Here is a 16,615-nt window from a genome sequence, read left to right on the forward strand (position 1 = left end):
ATATGAGGTGTTGCGATCGATCCTACTTACGTACGTTCTATTCTGATTAGAAGTTCTCGCTATACAGCGGGGATAGAAAAAGTTGTAAAAGGAAGAGAGAGAAAAGGAAGTGTATGTAATGAAACATATGGGGAAAGCGATTATTTTATCAACGGGATTGTTGTTAGGTGGGGAGATTGTGGCCCCGGTTGCACCGATTGGTATGGGACATGCTGAAGCTGCCAGCCTTGTCCATTTCAAAACATCAACCTATCAAACAACCGCTAATTTAAGAATGCGGACGGGTGCCGGCACGAAGTATAAAACGACTTTAACCATTCCTAAAGGAAAAATGGTTCTATCATCTCAGAAATTAGGAAACTGGTATAAAGTTAGCTACACGTACAAATCCAAGGGTAAGACGGTTACGAAAACAGGTTGGTCAAGCGGGTCATATTTAAAGAAAAAAACTGTCAGCTTAGCAAAGACCTCTGTTTCTAAGACGGTTAAATTTACAAAAACAACTTATTATACATCTGCAAATGTAAATATGCGCACCGGTGCAAGTACAAGTAAAAAGCTGATCATGACTCTTAAAAAGGGTAAAACGGTTACATCGAATGAGAAAAGTGGCAAGTGGTACAAAGTATCCTATGCTTTTACCTCTAAAGGAAAGCATGTGACCAAATCCGGATGGGTAAGCGGCAACTATTTAAAGGAATACTATCGTTATACAAAAACAAGCGGTACGTATTATTTTACGAAAAAAACAACACAGCTATATTCCCATGCAGATAAAAAGTACAAGTATGCATATAGCATTCCTGCTTATAACGGTTTGTATTCATCGCAAAAAGTGGTCAATAGTATTGGACAAACCTGGTACCGTGTTTCATATAATGGCAAGAACCTTTATGTCTATAGTGGTGATGTAAGTAAATCATCCGCCAAGACCTTTGCGAAAAAGAATTACCAGGTGAAGACAAGTACATATGTTTATTCATATTATGGTAGTGCTTATAAACATCTTGTTAGCCTTCCAAAAGGAACTATGATCTCTACCACGCAAAGTGTTGGGACTTGGTATGCTGTAACCTATAAGGGGAAAAAGGGGTATGTTCCTGCCTCCACCTTGCAAACACCACCAAAGGTAAATAACAGTATTAAAGAGGAAAATGTAACCGAGACTGCAAAAACCTATTTAGTAACGGCAGATTTAAATTTGCGAAAATCAGATAATTCATCTTCTGATCGGCTTTCAGTTATTCCAAACGGTTCAACGGTTCAATCCATAACAAAAACAGGGTCCGAATGGTACAAGGTAACCTATAAAGGTGAGACGGGTTATGTGTACGGCTCCTACTTAAAGGAATATACACAAAATGCAGATTACCGGTTTATTGATTTACGCTCCAAGTCTTCTGTAACAGCAGGGCAAATTAATAATTACATCGCTGCTAATGTCAATGGAAGACCTAGTGTGCTGTTAGGTAAAGGGCAGGCTTTTATTGACGCAGGGAATAAATATGGTGTAAATGCTCTTTATTTAGCCGCACATGCGATCCACGAAAGTGCATTCGGGACATCAAGTATCTCCTTAGGGAAAAAGAATTTATTTGGTTATGGTGCCTATGACGCTGCACCGTACTTTGGGGCCTATCGTTTTTCTTCCGTCGAGGCCTGCATAAATTATGTTGCCCAAAAAATGAAAGCTGATTATTTAAATCCTAATGGAACACATTTTGAAGGAGCCTTCCTAGGTTATCGGACGAATGATAAAAATGGAACACGAGTTACAAGCAAAAGCATCGGGATGAACTATTGGTATGCAAGCGACCCAAACTGGGGTAATGGAATTGCCCGCCATATGAATAACATATTGACGTTTGATAAGAGCTATTATAATAAAGCAGCTATCAATACGTATGTTCCTGCAACTCCTGGAATTCCATCTGGAAGCGATAAATTGCCTGTTAATATTCAAGTGGTTGCGAAAAAGGATTTATCAAGTGTGGTTAAAAAGGGAACCAACTTTGTCATGCTTGAAAAAACAAATGATTTTCGCGTAAAAGTTCTTGTGGACAGCAAACAATATTGGATTGATAATATTCGTTTTTCCGTTTATAAGGACTATATTTCAGTTCTCAATTTGGGAAGGGTTACTATTTCTACGCTGAATGTTCGATCCGGTCCATCCACTTCTAAGGGGATTATTGGATACCTTCATTTAAATCAATACGTGCAATTAGTATTGGATGATGATAAAAAAATGATCACTGACAGTACAAAGAAATGGTACAAGGTGAAATTAGCCGATGGGAAAACCGGCTGGGCAAGTTCATCTTATATTGTAAGAGAACTTAAATAAACAAAAAGCTGACATGCATCATATATTGATGTGGTCAGCTTTTTTAATGTTTGATCACAAACACTTATCCAATTCTGGTATTTTAGTGGAAACTTCACGAATATGGATTGAAATTTAAGATTGATAGTCTTATAATGAGTTGGTAAGTTAATTTCATGTAAATAATTGACGATTTTTGATAGATGACAAACACTAAAAGTAATTCTTTCTCACTGAAGGGAGGAAATAATATATGAAAAAAGTACTAACATACGGAACATTTGATTTATTACACTTTGGACATATCAATTTACTTAGCCGCGCAAAAGATTTAGGAGATCACTTAATTGTTGGTCTTTCAACAGATGAATTCAATAAAGGTAAAAACAAACAAGCATATCACAGCTTTGAAAATAGAAAGTTAATTTTAGAATCGATTCGTTTTGTCGATGAAGTGATTCCAGAGAACACTTGGGATCAGAAAATCCAGGATGTAATCAAGCATAATGTTGATATCTTCGTAATGGGCGACGATTGGAAAGGTAAGTTTGATTTCCTTAAAGACTATTGTGAAGTAATATACTTACCAAGAACAATTGGGATTTCTACATCTCAAATAAAAAACGACTTGGGAATGGTGACAAATGGTTAGGGAACTAGCCATTTCTTTGTATCTGTTTGTCTTTAAGTGTGTATTTTCCATCTTAAATTGGATGCCGCTTAAAGACAAAACCACCTTTGTCATCAGCTTTGGTGATAACAGCCAATATGTCTTTGAGGAAATGCGTCGTCAAAACGTCCAAAATGAAGTGGTTTTCCTATGCAAAGGTAAAAGTATCGCTTTTTTTAAGGACTATAAAGATGTTACCTGTGTTCCATTTGAAACCTACAACCTTATGAACTGGTTAAAGTCTATTTATCATTTAGCGACATCCCGACATATTTTTATAGATAACTATTTTGGTTTTCTTGCCAGTGTTACTTTCAAGCAAGAGGTTACTTGCGTTCAGTTATGGCATGCATCCGGTGCGATTAAAAAATTCGGCCTTGAGGATGGGTCCGTTAAAAACAGAAGCGAACGAGCAAAACAACGTTTTTTACAGGTATATCAACAATTTGATAAAGTCGTTGTCGGTTCAGATGTTATGGCGGCTACTTTTATGAAATCCTTTAATCTAAAAAAGGAAAACATTTTAACAACAGGTGTTCCAAGAACGGATTTCTTTTTTAACGAAAAGGAGAAGCAAAAAGCCGTTCAAAAGCTGACTCGTACGCATCGTGTCTTAAAGGATAAAAAGGTAATTCTTTATGCACCAACTTATCGTGACCATGAGTTAGAAAATTTCTCATTACAGCTTAACGTAGAAAAAATGAGCAAAGAACTTGGAAATGAGTACATTTTAGCTTTGCGTTTACATCCAGCAATTAAGAACTCGGTTGATTTCTCTAAATTACACTCGGATTTTATCGTTGATTTCTCCTCCAGTCAGTATGATATCAATGAGTTACTTGCGGTGGCTGATTATTTGATTACAGACTATTCTTCAATCCCATTTGAATTTTCCTTATTACGAAAACCTATTATCTTTTTCGCTTACGATTTAGAAGAATACAAAAAGGACCGCGGTGTTTTAAATGACTTCGAAGAAAATCTTCCTGGTCCGATTGTGAAAGATACTGACTCAATTATTGATTTAGTTCAAAATAACCACTTTGATCAAAAAGTTGTTGATCATTATGCTGAAAAGTGGAACAAATACTCCAATGGCCGTTCAAGCCAAAATTTGGTTCATTATTTATTTGGTGAAAAAGGTGTGCAAATCCAACAACGAAGAGCACAATAATATGGATACCAGCTTCGGGTAGATTTATTGCTCGAAGCTTTATGTTTTTATCCCGCATTAACTGGCAGTAAGACCCTTAATTTTACGAATTTAAGGGTACGATAAGGATATGAGAGTAAACTGCCCGTAAATGCCCGATTGATTCAACTAACAATCAGTTGGGATGAAAAAAATTCCCCACTGATGGAAGTTTCATTTTATAATGCCCATTTGGAGAAATTAATGTATAATGAACAAGGTTATTATTGTTTAAAAGGAAGGACAATTTTGATGAAGTCAATGATTACAATAATAAAGGAGCAAATAAGTTCCTTTTATCTGATTTTGAGACTATCTGCATTTGAAATGAAAAGCGCCAATACGAATAACTATCTTGGTCGGCTGTGGGAAGTACTAAATCCAAGTATTCAACTTGCGATTTATTGGTTTATTTTTGGTTTGACAGTACGTGGTGGTCAAGAGGTTGTCATGGAAAATAAAATCCATGTTCCTTTTTTTATTTGGATGGTAACAGGAATGATTGTTTGGTTCTTTGTTAATCCGACAATTTCAGCAGCATCTCGGTCGATTTATTCAAGAATTCAGTTGATATCAAAAATGAATTTTCCGATGAGTGCAATCCCTTCTTTTGTCATTATGGCAAATTTTTATACCCATGTAATGTTAGTGGCTGTTGTTACAATAATTTTACAATTTACAAAATTTAAACTATCGATTTATTTTATTCAGCTCCCTTATTTTATGATTTCGACATTAATCTTTTTATTAGCACTTGCTCTTGTAACTTCTACATTATCAACGATTGTAAGAGATGTGCAGCAGATCGTTCAATCTATTTTAAAAATGCTGCTTTATTTAACACCACTTTTATGGCATACAGATCATATATGGGTTAAAGGGGTAGATTTAGCTTTTTTATTAAAATTAAATCCATTGTATTATTTGGTTGAAGGATATAGGGCTGCTTTACTTGGAACAACATGGTATCCAGTAGAGTATGCTCAACTTACTCTGTATTTTTGGATTCTAACGCTTGTGTTGTTAATGATTGGTTCTGCACTACACCTGAAATTCAGAAACCGCTTTGTTGATTACTTGTAATATGGGGGTGACTCTACATGACAGAAACGGTAATTGTCAAAAATGTATTTAAAAAATATAAAATGCATAAATCACCAAAGGAAAAACTGCTTGATGTAATATTACCGGGAGGCTACGGCGAAGATTTTTACGCACTTCAGGATATCTCTTTTACGGCCAATCAAGGAGATGTAATTGGTTTAGTTGGGGTGAACGGTTCCGGGAAATCAACCCTTTCGAATATCATCGCAGGAGTTATCCCTCCCACTTCAGGAACAGTGGAATCGCATGGTACTACTTCAATTATTGCGATTTCCTCAGGGTTGGATAATCAATTAACAGGAAGAGAAAACATTGAATTAAAATGTTTAATGCTTGGCTTTAAAAAGAAAGAAATTCTAGAACTTGAGCCACAAATCATTGAATTTGCGGACCTTGGGAAATTTATTGATCAGCCGGTAAAAAAATATTCAAGCGGGATGAAATCACGTCTCGGCTTTGCTATTTCCGTTACCGTTGACCCTGATATTCTTATTGTTGACGAGGCATTGTCCGTCGGGGACCAGGCTTTCGCTGAAAAGTCAAAGAACAAAATGTTTGAATTTAAGGAGAAAGGCAAGACGATTTTCTTTGTCAGTCACTCAATGAAACAAATAAAGGAATTTTGTAATAAAGCCATTTGGCTGGAGTACGGGGAAATTAAGGAATATGGTACGGTAACAGACGTTATAGCCAATTATGAAAAGTTTCTAAAAAAATATAAAGCAATGACGAACGAAGAACAAAAGAAATTCCGCGAAGAAGTAATGCGAAAACAAAGCGGCTTGGCAACAGTATAAAATATATTTCATAAAACCTAAAATGGTTAGCTGGAATTAGCTGCCGTTTTAGGTTTTTTCTTTTTCTAAATGTAAATATTAAAAGTATTGCTTTTACGGAAAGGGGCCGTTGAAAATCAATCGTAGTCGAAAAACGTCTATGGTTTATCTGATTTTGTTTATTTATATTATTTTGCAGCCCATTCTTGATCTCTTAACATCGTTATCGCTACGGATTCGGGGACAGGATTTTACTGCTGGATTAGTGATTCGTTTGGCTTTTCTGGTATTTATGGGGCTGTATGCAATGTTTTTTTCGAAAGGAGTGAGAAATTACTTCCTCCTGTTGGCTGGATTTTTAGTGATTCATTTACTCATCAATCATCACCATAAGCCTATATTTTCAGTTTCCGTTGAAATTAAATACATAGTCAAACTAGTTTATTTTAATGTGGCACTACTCTTTTCTGTTGTTCTTTTTAGCCATGAAGAAGATATCCGAAGGCATAAGGCGATTGATGTAATTGTGATCGCGATGACATTGATGGGAGTAATCATGATGGTTTCCGGTTTAACCGGTACCGCATTTAACAGCTATTCATGGGGAAAAGAAGGGCATGTGGGCTGGTTTTATGCCGGGAATGAAATTGGAGCGATCTTGGCGATGGGTTTTCCTGTAGTGGTGTTGGCTGCACTCCATAAAACAAACTGGGCCTGGATTTCGGTATTGCTTGTCATATTTTCGTTGTTTGCCTTAGGGACGAAGGTTGGTTTTGGGGCAATCGTCATCGTCTTGCTTTTGGCCCTGTTGATGTCCTTGATTGGATTAGTCAAAAATCGTTCCGGATGGATACGGCCAATTATGCTCATGGCACTCTTCGCTGGGATCTCTTGTTATTTTCCGTTTTCCTCCATCGCTAGAAATATGAATATGCATGTGAATTTGGTTGAAGCGAATCAATCGCAGGATGTGGAGGAGGTTAAATCAGAGACTCCTGGAACCACAGGAACCCATGTTGTCCAGATGGAAAATTTGGTGCTGAGCGGGCGGGAACATTTCCTTTCCATACAGAAACAATACTTTAGAGACGCTCCCATTACGCAAAAGCTGTTTGGAATGGGGTATGGGGGAAATTATCCGCAACAACCAAAGCTGATTGAAATGGACTTCTATGATGTGTTTTATTCGTTGGGAATATTCGGGTTTATTTTATACGTTATCCCGCTTGCTTGGATACTGGTTCAAATTGGACGTTACACACTGCGTTATCTTTCGGAAAGCTTTACGATAAGGAATGTATTAATCGCAGCAGGTGCCGCTCTGGGATTAGGGATTGCTTTTACCGCGGGACACGTTTTAACGGCCCCAGGGGTAAGTATTTATTTAGGACTGCTGCTGGCTTATTTAATGACGATTCTTAAGGACCAGAGTGGAGAGAAGGGATTGTAAGGGAACTTGCCTTGGAGCCGGTTCCCTTTAAGTTTGTTTTCTCCTTTTTATAATGGCGATCAGTCCGAGAATTTCTTGCGATTTTAAGAGAAGCGAAAAGGCTGTAAATATAGCAAATGTAATCATTGTAACGAGACCTAGATGGAGAATAGGGTTTGTTACAGGTAAAATGAATGCTGATAGTCTTGAAGCCATAAAGACGATTCCGAAAAGGATGAGTAATTTCCCTAAGCTTTTCTTAAAGGTTAACTTTGCCTTTTTTTCAATCAAGACATGTTTGGAAAGACTGAAAAATAATAATAATGTTTGAAACAGCATAGCAATCGCGGTAGCCAGGGCAATCCCGCCCACACCTATAAAATGAGCCAAAGCGATGCTTAACACGATATTCAAGCCCACCGAAAAGATACTGCATCTCATCGTTACCTTTGTTTCTTTTAAAGCGACAAAACAGCGATTCAAATACTCCTTTAAGGCCATAAAGACCATTCCAAAGGTATAAAAGAAAAAGGCTTGTTTGGTCATCGTAGCTGCGGTTTCATCAAAAGCTCCCCGTTTAAAGGCCAATTCCACTAGGATTCTGCTCTCGACGAGCATTACAACAGCAATTGGAATTGCGGCAAAGGTAATTAACGAAATTCCTTTGAATACCCACTGGACAAACTCTCCCCCTCTTTTAACGGCTGAATCTACAACCGACGGAAAGATCACGGTAATCAGGGATAATAGGAGAATACTAAGGGGCAGGTACATTAATTTATTGGCGTAATTTAATGCTGAAACGCTGCCCTCCGGAAGCCGGGATGCCACCATTCGGTCTACCACTGCATTTATTTGATAAGCACCGGACGCAATGATAATAGGCGAAAATAATTTTAGCGTATTAAAGATTTGTTTCTGATACGTTTTAAAGGCGAAATTAACGTAAAAAACCTGATATTTTTTTATAAAAGGATAAAGTATGAAAAATTGACTGACGGCACCAAGAAGCGTTGCAACCGCGACACCGTAAATCCCATATTGTTTGGTTAAAAATATAATCGTAATGATCACAAATAAATTTTGTGGTATCGCAATAAACGCTGGTGGTGCAAAGACTTTTTCATATTCAAGGATCCCGGTCATGATCGCCGATAGGACAAAAAAACAAAAGCTCGGCAGCATAATCATTGTTAGTTGGTTGGTAAGTTCAGCTTGTTGGGTGCTGAAGCCTGGCGCAATCATTTTTGTCATTAAGGGTGTCACTAAATAGAATACGAATGTTAGAAAAACGGACAACGTAATAAACAGAGTTGCCAAGACGCTAATGATGTTGCTAGCTTCCCTCTTGCTTTTTTCCTTTGCTTCAGCATAAATCGGTGCAATTCCGCTTGTAATCGCCATTCCGACAGCGGCAAACAGCAGGACAGGAATAATCGACGCAACAAAAAAGGCATCAGTAACAGTGGATGCGCCAAAATAGGCGGCCATCAATAGGTCACGGCCGAACCCGAGAACCTTGCTGATTATCGCAATTAACGTTATAATTCCAACTGATTTAATCATTTTCATAAAAGTCACCGTCTTTGACTTGCCAAATGTTTCATTAGCCATTATGGTCAATAATGGAACAGGTTATATGTAAGGATATGAAAGAATGAGGATTACATATGAAAAATAACGTAAATATACTAGGAATCAATTTTTTAAATAAAGGCTTTAATGAGGTTGTTCATTTGCTAACGGAGCGGGTTGCTCAGGGCGTTAAAACGTTTGTCGTAACCGCCAATCCGGAAATTGTGATGTATGCAAGAGAGGACAATGAGTATTGGAAAATTGTCCAGGAGGCCGATTATGTCGTTCCAGATGGATCTGGGATTATTTTAGCTGCTAAAATCTTAAATACGCCGATTCAGGAACGGGTCACCGGCTATGATTTAACCGTAAGGCTTTTGGAGATAGCCAACCAGAATGGCTGGCGTATTTACCTATTGGGTGGCAAGGAGGAAACGAATAAGAAGGCAGTTGCAACTATCTGCGAGCGGTATCCTCATTTGGTGATGGCCGGCTCCCACAATGGGTATTTTAAAGGGAAAGAGAACAAGATTGCTGAAGAAATCAAAGCAGCCAATGCGGATATTGTTTTCGTGGCATTAGGCTTTCCGCGGCAGGAAAAGTGGATTTCTGCTCATTACGCGACGTTTTCAAAGGGGATATTTATGGGGGTTGGCGGAAGCATTGATGTCCTTGCGGGGGAGGTTAAGCGTGCCCCTCTTGTTTGGCAGAAGCTAAACCTAGAATGGTTTTACCGGCTTGTGAAACAGCCATCCCGTTGGAGAAGAATGCTGGCTTTACCAAGGTTTTTGGTGGAGATTTTCAAGGTAAAAAGGTAATTGGTACTGGAAAAACTTTTTATTGGCATCACCCACTTGGATAAATGTAACGTACATGATTTTCCTCCATTATGGTAATAAACAATAATAGATGAAACTTTTTATCGAAAAAAGTCGTCAATTTATTGAACCAGAAGGTGAGAAGGGTGAAGGTGCTTCATTTAAATGCCGGTGGGGAAACCGGTGGGGGAATGGTTCATATTCTTGGTTTGCTTGAAAATGATCAAGAACCCGAAATCATTTTAGGACTTTTTGAAAAGGGCCTTATGTACGAGAAAGCAATCAATAAAGGAATTAAAGTCGTACTATTTCACCAAAAATCAAAATGGGATTTTACCCTTCTTAAAAAAATCATATCATTAATTGATCAAGAGATGATTGATATTGTCCACACCCATGGGCCGCGGGCTAATTTTTACGGCTGTTTTTTAAAAAGAAAAAGGCAAACCATACGCTGGATCACTACTCTCCATAGCAACCCACGCCATGACTTTCTTGGCAGGGGATTGCCAGGTGTGATGTTTACAGCACTTCATTTATGGGCATTAAAAAAGCCAGATCATTTCTTAGCCATTTCCGAACGATTTAAAGATTTTTTAGTCGCTGAGGGTATTGATGAAAATAAAATTACCCCCATCTTTAATGGTATTGATTTTAAAAAAAACTTTTGGACAGAAAAGATCTCGCGTTATGAATTAAACCTCTTGGATAATGATTTCTTAATCATTATGGTTGCTAGATTATGCCCGGTAAAAGGACATTCTACTGTTTTTCAGGTTATCAAGGAATTAAGCCTTCTTCATGACAATGTCAAATTGCTCGTTGTGGGAACAGGCAGCTTAGAAACAGAACTAAAACAGCTTGTTTCACAGCTGGGAATTGAGAACCATATTCTTTTTTTAGGGGAACGTCAGGATGTTCATGCTTTATACGAAATCTGTGATGTTAAATTACTTGCATCCTTTAGTGAGAGCTTTCCACTCGTTTTGCTGGAGGCTGCTCGTGCTAAAAAACCAATCATCACCTCCGATGTCGGCGGTGTTCGTGAATTAATCCCTTCAAAAGAGTTTGGTTGGATTGTTCCGGTTAATCAAAAGGAACCTTTGCTTTATTCGATAAAAGAAGCCATTCACTTTCGTGAAAAGGGTAAGCTAAAGGAAATAGGTATGAATCTTTACAACCATGCTTCCACACAATTCACTATTGAAAACTTTCGTAATAGCGTCTTTGCTGTATATAAAAATCTTGGATAGAAAAAGGATCCATTGTGGATCCCTATGTTACAAAAATCGCTCAAAAAACGGTTATTTTGACATTATTTTTACAAAACGATTTTTTTAGACCAAACTAAAATCTATGTGCTATAATATACACATTGTATCAATAGAAAAATATGCCTTGGTTCTAAAATTCAGAAAGGGGCATTATATTCATAAGGAGGGTCTTTATGCTTTATTTGACCTTTTTATTATGTTTTTTATGCTCCATTCTTATCACACCGATTGTTAAAAAATTGGCCTTTAAGTTAGGAGCAACAGACAACCCGAACCAACGAAAAGTCCACCTGAAGATTATGCCGCGATTGGGCGGTTTGGCGATATATGTAAGCTTCATTCTTGGGCTTCTCCTCATGCATCCAGACAGTCAGTATCACGCAGCCATTGTGGTTGGGAGTGTGATCATATTAGCTGCTGGTATATTAGACGATATCTATGAATTATCAGCAAAAATAAAGTTTTTGTTACAAATTTCAGCAGCCCTCATTGTTGTTTATTGGGGCGGTGTCCATGTTGATTTTATTAACTTACCATTCGGCGGGAACTTATATTTTGGTGCCATGAGCGTACCGATTACCGTCATTTGGATTGTCGGTGTTACCAATGCAATCAATCTGATTGACGGACTTGATGGTTTAGCAGCTGGTGTTTCATCGATAGCATTAATCACGATTTCCGCAATGGCGATTGTCATGGGAGATCCGTACGTCATGACGATGGGTGCCATATTATTAGCAAGTACATTAGGATTTCTTATTTTCAATTTTCATCCCGCGAAGATTTTCATGGGAGATACAGGAGCTCTTTTCCTTGGGTATATGATCGCCGTTCTTTCCTTATTAGGTTTTAAAAACGTAGCGTTTATCTCCTTTGTTGTTCCTGTCATTATTTTAGGTGTTCCAATTTCAGATACATTCTTTGCGATTGTGCGTCGCCTTTACAATAAAAATCCATTATCGGCTCCGGATAAATCCCATTTACACCATTGTTTACTTAAATTGGGCTTTACACATCGACAAACGGTATTGTTGATTTATGCGATGAGTGCGATGTTCGGCTTAGCTGCAGTGATCTTTACGATGACAACAGTATGGGGATCAATTTTAATGCTGATTATCATTTTGTTGGCAATTGAATTGATCGTTGAAAGCATTGGCTTAATCAATGTAAATTATAAACCCTTACTAAAAATTGTCCAGGTATTAGCAAGAAATCGTCAATAATGAAAGGACCTTTTGGAGGGTCCTTTTTATTTTGGAGAAATTAAATACAAAAAAACCGGCTGAAGGTGTCAGCCGGTTTTTTTATTATTGACTTGTTCCAGTAGTATCACTTGAAGACGTAGTAGTTTTTCCTAATAGATGGTTTTTCAAGATTAACTTTGTTTCATCTAGTGAGGCTTGATCTAATCGATAATAATAAATCCCATTAATCCGTGAATCAGAACCATTTAAGGTAAGTGACTCAGTATCTAAGCCGCCTGCTTTAATATAGTTAAGAAACGATAACATTTGGTCGAAGGTTAAATCTGTTGTCATATTTTTACCAACTGCATCGATTACCTTTGAATAATTGGTTACATTTTTAACAGAAGTTGCTTGTGAGAGAATCGACTTCATAATTTCCTGTTGTCGTTTTCCACGATAAATATCGCTGTCATAATGTCTTGTTCTTGCTAGAGCCAATGCTTGTTCCCCGTTAAGATGTTGCATTCCTTTTTGTAAGGTAATGGCACCCTTATGATCCTGAGAATCCTGCTCCGTAAAGGTATATGGAACATTAACATCAATTCCACCTAGGGCATTAATGATATCCATAAACGCATTGAAATTCATTTTTACATAGTAATTAATTGGCATATCAAGTAATTCTTCAACAGTATCAAGGGTAAGCTTTACCCCGCCATAGGCATGTGCATGAGTGATTTTTGTGTAGATATTCTTTTCAGGAATATAAACATAAGAATCACGTGGGATGCTAAGCAGCTTAATGGATTTATCTTTTTTGTTAAAAGTTGCTACCATCAATGCATCTGAACGAGGGTTTCCTTCTTTCCGTTTACTGCTGTCATCGACTCCGATAAAAAGGATCGAAGTATTTTCCACTGGCACATTTTTAAATACTCGTTTGGATTCCCGGTCAATTGGTTTATATGATTTATTCATCACCGATTCTGCCTTATTATAAAGGAAGGTAGCATAGGCTGCACCGCCTAAGGTAATTACTAAAACGGGTAATATGACCCAGGCTAGAAGTCTTTTTCTTCTTTTCTTAGATTTATTATTAATTCGGTCTTGTCTAATCGCAGACATAGATGATCTCCTTTTCATTGTAAAATACTGTATGAAAACATACAGAACCATGATTAATTCTATAATATTTTAGGAGATTGGTAAAATGAAATTTTTTGTAAATCGTAAATTTAATGTTGCATATTGTTGGAATTTGTAAAAAAAGTACTTAGATGACAAAAAGGCCGATCCATCGTTGGTCAGCCGTTTAAATATCTTCCTCCAGGTACAGTATTTCCCCTTCGCTAATTTTACCTTGTCCATTGGTCATTTCTATTATCCAAGTGCTGAATTGCTCAATTTCGCTTTCTTCAACAAAAATTTCAAATTCTACTGTATCTAAATAATGAATTTCTTTGATCGTATAAACAGAAGAACGCAGTTCATTTTCCAATTTACCAAGCCATGTATAATCGACAGTAACATGCATGACTTTCATTAATTTCCGCTCAACCACACCAGTTGCTAAAATTCCTTCTGAAGTCGCTTTTCCGTACGCACGAATCAGTCCGCCGGCTCCCAACTTAATTCCTCCAAAATAACGGGTGACGACAACCGCTGTATCCTTCAAATTCTTTTTCTTTAATACTTCGAGGATCGGTACGCCAGCTGTGCCGCTTGGTTCGCCATCATCATTGGCTTTTTGTATTTGATCGTTTTCGCCAATTAGATAGGCAGAACAATTATGTGTTGCATCCCAATGTATTTTCTTAATCGTCTGGATAAAATCCTGTGCAGCTGCTTCCGTTTCAACTCTTTTTATATGGGCAATAAAACGGGATTTTTGTATAACAATTTCATGTTCTCCGGATTCTTTTACCGTATAGTAGTGGGACAGCATAGTTAGCCTCCTTCTATTTATGTGAAAAAATATTCAGTGTAATATAACTTTAATACTTGTGTAACTTTTGCATGGTATAATAGGACATGTTTATATAGTGTAAACCTGTTAAGGCTTATTTTTAATAGTAAAAAAGTTTTAGGAATAGTACTCTTATTATACAACTTTTTTACGAAATTTGAGGAGGCAGTCAACATCAAATTTCTATAGTAGTACAATTTAAGGTAAAATATGTTAAAAGGCCTTTATTCAAAGATTGAAAAGCAGGGTACACAAAGCTTCTTAATGGAGGCATTTTTATGAAGATAAAAAAAATTAATATGAAGTCGATTGATGAGATTCGTGAAAAAATGATTGAAACCGTTACTTCCAGTAAATCGGATATATTTCAAATTGAAGAGCAGTGCCGCCAGGATTACGACAGCATGAGGGATGAGCTCCAAGCTATTAAGCATATGGTAGAGAAGCTCTCGGGTGAAGGCGACTCCCTTGAGGAACAGGTCCGGCAGGCTCGTTCAAGGCTTTCTGAAGTGAGTATGAACATTAAACATTATTCGGAGGGCGAAGTCCGGGAGGCGTACGAAAAAGCGCACCAGCTTCAAATGGACCTCACTATTAATTGGCAATATAAGAAGCAGCTATTGGATAAACGAGATGATCTTGAGCGAAGACTGCTGGCACTGGATGATACCATTGATCGGGCCGAGCATCTGATATCGCAAATCTCCGTTGTGATGAATTATTTAATGAGTGAAATGGGCGTCGCACTCGAGGATGCGAAAGCGAAGCAGGACTTCGGCTTGAAAATTATTGAGGCTCAGGAAGAAGAGCGTAAGAGAATGTCACGGGAAATCCATGATGGTCCCGCGCAAATGCTGGCCAATGTGATTATGCGCTCGGATTTAATTGAGCGGGTGTACCGAGAGAGCGGACCCGAGGATGCTTTTTCGGAGATTCATAGTTTTAAAAAAATGGTCCGTTCAGCCCTTTACGAGGTTCGCAGGATTATTTACGACCTTCGTCCTATGGCGTTGGATGATTTAGGATTGGTTCCTACCCTCAGAAAATACCTGATAACCATCGAAGAATATCATAACCACTCCAAAATTCATTTTGTGAATATTGGACTAGAACACCGTCTTCCAGCTAAGTATGAGGTCGCATTATTTCGAATGATCCAAGAGTCGGTGCAGAACGCTTTAAAACACGCCAATGCCTGCGAAATTAAAGTAAAATTAGAAATGACTAAGACAGCCATTACAGTACTCATTAAGGATAATGGTGCTGGATTTGATACGAGTCAGAAGAAACCTGAATCCTTTGGGATTATGGGTATGAAGGAACGGGTTGACTTGCTGGATGGCGAAATTATAATTGAATCACAAATTGGTAAGGGAACCGCTGTTACCATTCACGTTCCGCTGCCTGAATAGGAATTAATTAACCAGAACTTAAAGTGATTTAAACAACAAAATCTTATTACAAGGATTAGGGAGGCGAAGAAATTGACAACTAAAATTGCCATTATCGACGATCATCAATTGTTTAGAGAAGGAGTAAAGAGGATTCTCGAATTTGAAAAAACGTTCCAGGTTGTCGCCGAGGGGGATGACGGCAGTGAAGCGGTTCGTATTGTCCAAGAATTCAGTCCAGATGTGGTCATCATGGATATAAATATGCCGCAAAAGAACGGAGTGGAAGCAACCAAGGAGCTTGTAGAAAAATACCCGGAGACAAAGGTCATTATTTTATCGATTCATGATGATGAAAATTATGTCACACATGCACTTCAAACTGGTGCACAAGGGTATCTTTTAAAGGAAATGGATGCCGATGCCCTCATCGATGCAGTTCGCGTCGTTGCAGACGGTGGCTCCTATTTACATCCAAAGGTTACGCATAATCTGGTGAATGAATACCGCCGTTTAACAGCTGGAAAGGTATTTGGGGGTTCATACGTTCAAACGGTGGAAATCCGCCGGCCGCTTCATTTGTTAACGCGCCGTGAATGTGAAGTGCTGCAAATGCTTGCTGATGGAAAAAGTAACCGTGGAATCGGGGAAGCCCTTTTCATCAGTGAAAAAACCGTTAAAAACCATGTAAGCAATATCCTGCAAAAAATGAATGTAAACGACCGTACACAAGCGGTTGTCGTTGCAATTAAAAATGGCTGGGTAGAAGTTCGTTAACGAATATAGTCGTTAAAATACTTTTGGAGAGAGCACGCTTTCGGGCGTGTTCTTTTTTGTGTTTCTTCTCAAAATATTTGATACGCGGATAAAGTAGGTGGATTCGTGGATAAGAGGGCTACATTCG

Annotated in this window: 14 protein-coding genes; 11 read left to right on the forward strand and 3 right to left on the reverse strand. The window is 38.0% G+C overall.

Annotated features, from left to right (window positions below; all coding sequences use genetic code 11):
- Positions 1–118: 118 nt before the first annotated feature.
- The 6 genes from ACFQZ9_RS15350 to ACFQZ9_RS15375 all read left to right on the forward strand — a co-directional run bounded on the left by ACFQZ9_RS15350 (position 119) and on the right by ACFQZ9_RS15375 (position 7,518).
- A complete protein-coding gene (locus ACFQZ9_RS15350) occupies positions 119–2,347 on the forward strand; it encodes an SH3 domain-containing protein (protein ID WP_498944465.1) in 2,229 nt (742 codons plus the stop codon).
- Between the two features lie 232 nt (positions 2,348–2,579).
- Complete coding sequence (gene tagD, locus ACFQZ9_RS15355) at positions 2,580–2,978, forward strand: glycerol-3-phosphate cytidylyltransferase (protein ID WP_498944466.1); 399 nt, start codon at positions 2,580–2,582, stop codon at positions 2,976–2,978.
- Positions 2,971–4,170 (forward strand): CDP-glycerol glycerophosphotransferase family protein, encoded by a 1,200-nt coding sequence (locus tag ACFQZ9_RS15360; RefSeq protein ID WP_498944467.1) that lies wholly within the window; start codon positions 2,971–2,973, stop codon positions 4,168–4,170. The genes tagD and ACFQZ9_RS15360 overlap by 8 nt, the downstream gene beginning before the upstream one ends.
- 270 nt (positions 4,171–4,440) lie before the next feature.
- Positions 4,441–5,271, forward strand: coding sequence for an ABC transporter permease (locus ACFQZ9_RS15365; protein WP_498944468.1), 831 nt, complete (start codon positions 4,441–4,443; stop codon positions 5,269–5,271).
- A 17-nt stretch (positions 5,272–5,288) separates the two neighbouring features.
- Positions 5,289–6,089 carry a teichoic acids export ABC transporter ATP-binding subunit TagH gene (gene tagH / locus ACFQZ9_RS15370; RefSeq protein ID WP_498944469.1) on the forward strand — a complete coding sequence of 267 codons (801 nt, stop codon included), beginning with the start codon at positions 5,289–5,291 and terminating at the stop codon, positions 6,087–6,089.
- A 109-nt stretch (positions 6,090–6,198) separates the two neighbouring features.
- Positions 6,199–7,518 carry an O-antigen ligase family protein gene (locus ACFQZ9_RS15375; protein WP_498944470.1) on the forward strand — a complete coding sequence of 440 codons (1,320 nt, stop codon included), beginning with the start codon at positions 6,199–6,201 and terminating at the stop codon, positions 7,516–7,518.
- 27 nt (positions 7,519–7,545) lie between these two features.
- Here ACFQZ9_RS15375 and murJ read toward each other — a convergent pair whose 3' ends face one another.
- Positions 7,546–9,069: a murein biosynthesis integral membrane protein MurJ gene (murJ, locus tag ACFQZ9_RS15380; RefSeq protein WP_498944471.1), complete on the reverse strand. Its 1,524-nt coding sequence runs from the start codon at positions 9,067–9,069 to the stop codon at positions 7,546–7,548.
- Between the two features lie 98 nt (positions 9,070–9,167).
- Between murJ and ACFQZ9_RS15385 the strand changes: the two genes are divergently transcribed.
- The 3 genes from ACFQZ9_RS15385 (at position 9,168) to ACFQZ9_RS15395 (ending at position 12,390) form a co-directional block, all read left to right on the forward strand.
- Entirely contained in the window at positions 9,168–9,890 is a 723-nt protein-coding gene (locus ACFQZ9_RS15385; RefSeq protein ID WP_498944472.1) for a WecB/TagA/CpsF family glycosyltransferase, read from the forward strand.
- 146 nt (positions 9,891–10,036) lie between these two features.
- A complete protein-coding gene (locus ACFQZ9_RS15390) occupies positions 10,037–11,143 on the forward strand; it encodes a glycosyltransferase (protein WP_498944473.1) in 1,107 nt (368 codons plus the stop codon).
- A 194-nt stretch (positions 11,144–11,337) separates the two neighbouring features.
- Positions 11,338–12,390 (forward strand): glycosyltransferase family 4 protein, encoded by a 1,053-nt coding sequence (locus ACFQZ9_RS15395; RefSeq protein ID WP_498944474.1) that lies wholly within the window; start codon positions 11,338–11,340, stop codon positions 12,388–12,390.
- Between the two features lie 84 nt (positions 12,391–12,474).
- Here the strand turns inward: ACFQZ9_RS15395 and ACFQZ9_RS15400 are convergent, their stop codons facing one another.
- Positions 12,475–13,479 carry an LCP family protein gene (locus ACFQZ9_RS15400; protein WP_498944475.1) on the reverse strand — a complete coding sequence of 335 codons (1,005 nt, stop codon included), beginning with the start codon at positions 13,477–13,479 and terminating at the stop codon, positions 12,475–12,477.
- 187 nt (positions 13,480–13,666) lie between these two features.
- Positions 13,667–14,299 carry a YigZ family protein gene (locus ACFQZ9_RS15405; RefSeq protein ID WP_498944476.1) on the reverse strand — a complete coding sequence of 211 codons (633 nt, stop codon included), beginning with the start codon at positions 14,297–14,299 and terminating at the stop codon, positions 13,667–13,669.
- A gap of 299 nt (positions 14,300–14,598) precedes the next feature.
- Here ACFQZ9_RS15405 and ACFQZ9_RS15410 point away from each other — a divergent pair, with 299 nt between their 5' ends.
- Together ACFQZ9_RS15410 and ACFQZ9_RS15415 are read left to right on the forward strand one after the other, a co-directional pair.
- Positions 14,599–15,732 (forward strand): sensor histidine kinase, encoded by a 1,134-nt coding sequence (locus ACFQZ9_RS15410; RefSeq protein ID WP_498944477.1) that lies wholly within the window; start codon positions 14,599–14,601, stop codon positions 15,730–15,732.
- 72 nt (positions 15,733–15,804) lie between these two features.
- A complete protein-coding gene (locus tag ACFQZ9_RS15415) occupies positions 15,805–16,488 on the forward strand; it encodes a response regulator transcription factor (protein WP_198310480.1) in 684 nt (227 codons plus the stop codon).
- Positions 16,489–16,615: the final 127 nt, after the last annotated feature.

It is taken from the genome of Neobacillus sp. GCM10027624 (assembly GCF_042675345.1).
Taxonomy (GTDB): Bacteria; Bacillota; Bacilli; order Bacillales; family Cytobacillaceae; genus Neobacillus; species Neobacillus cucumis_D.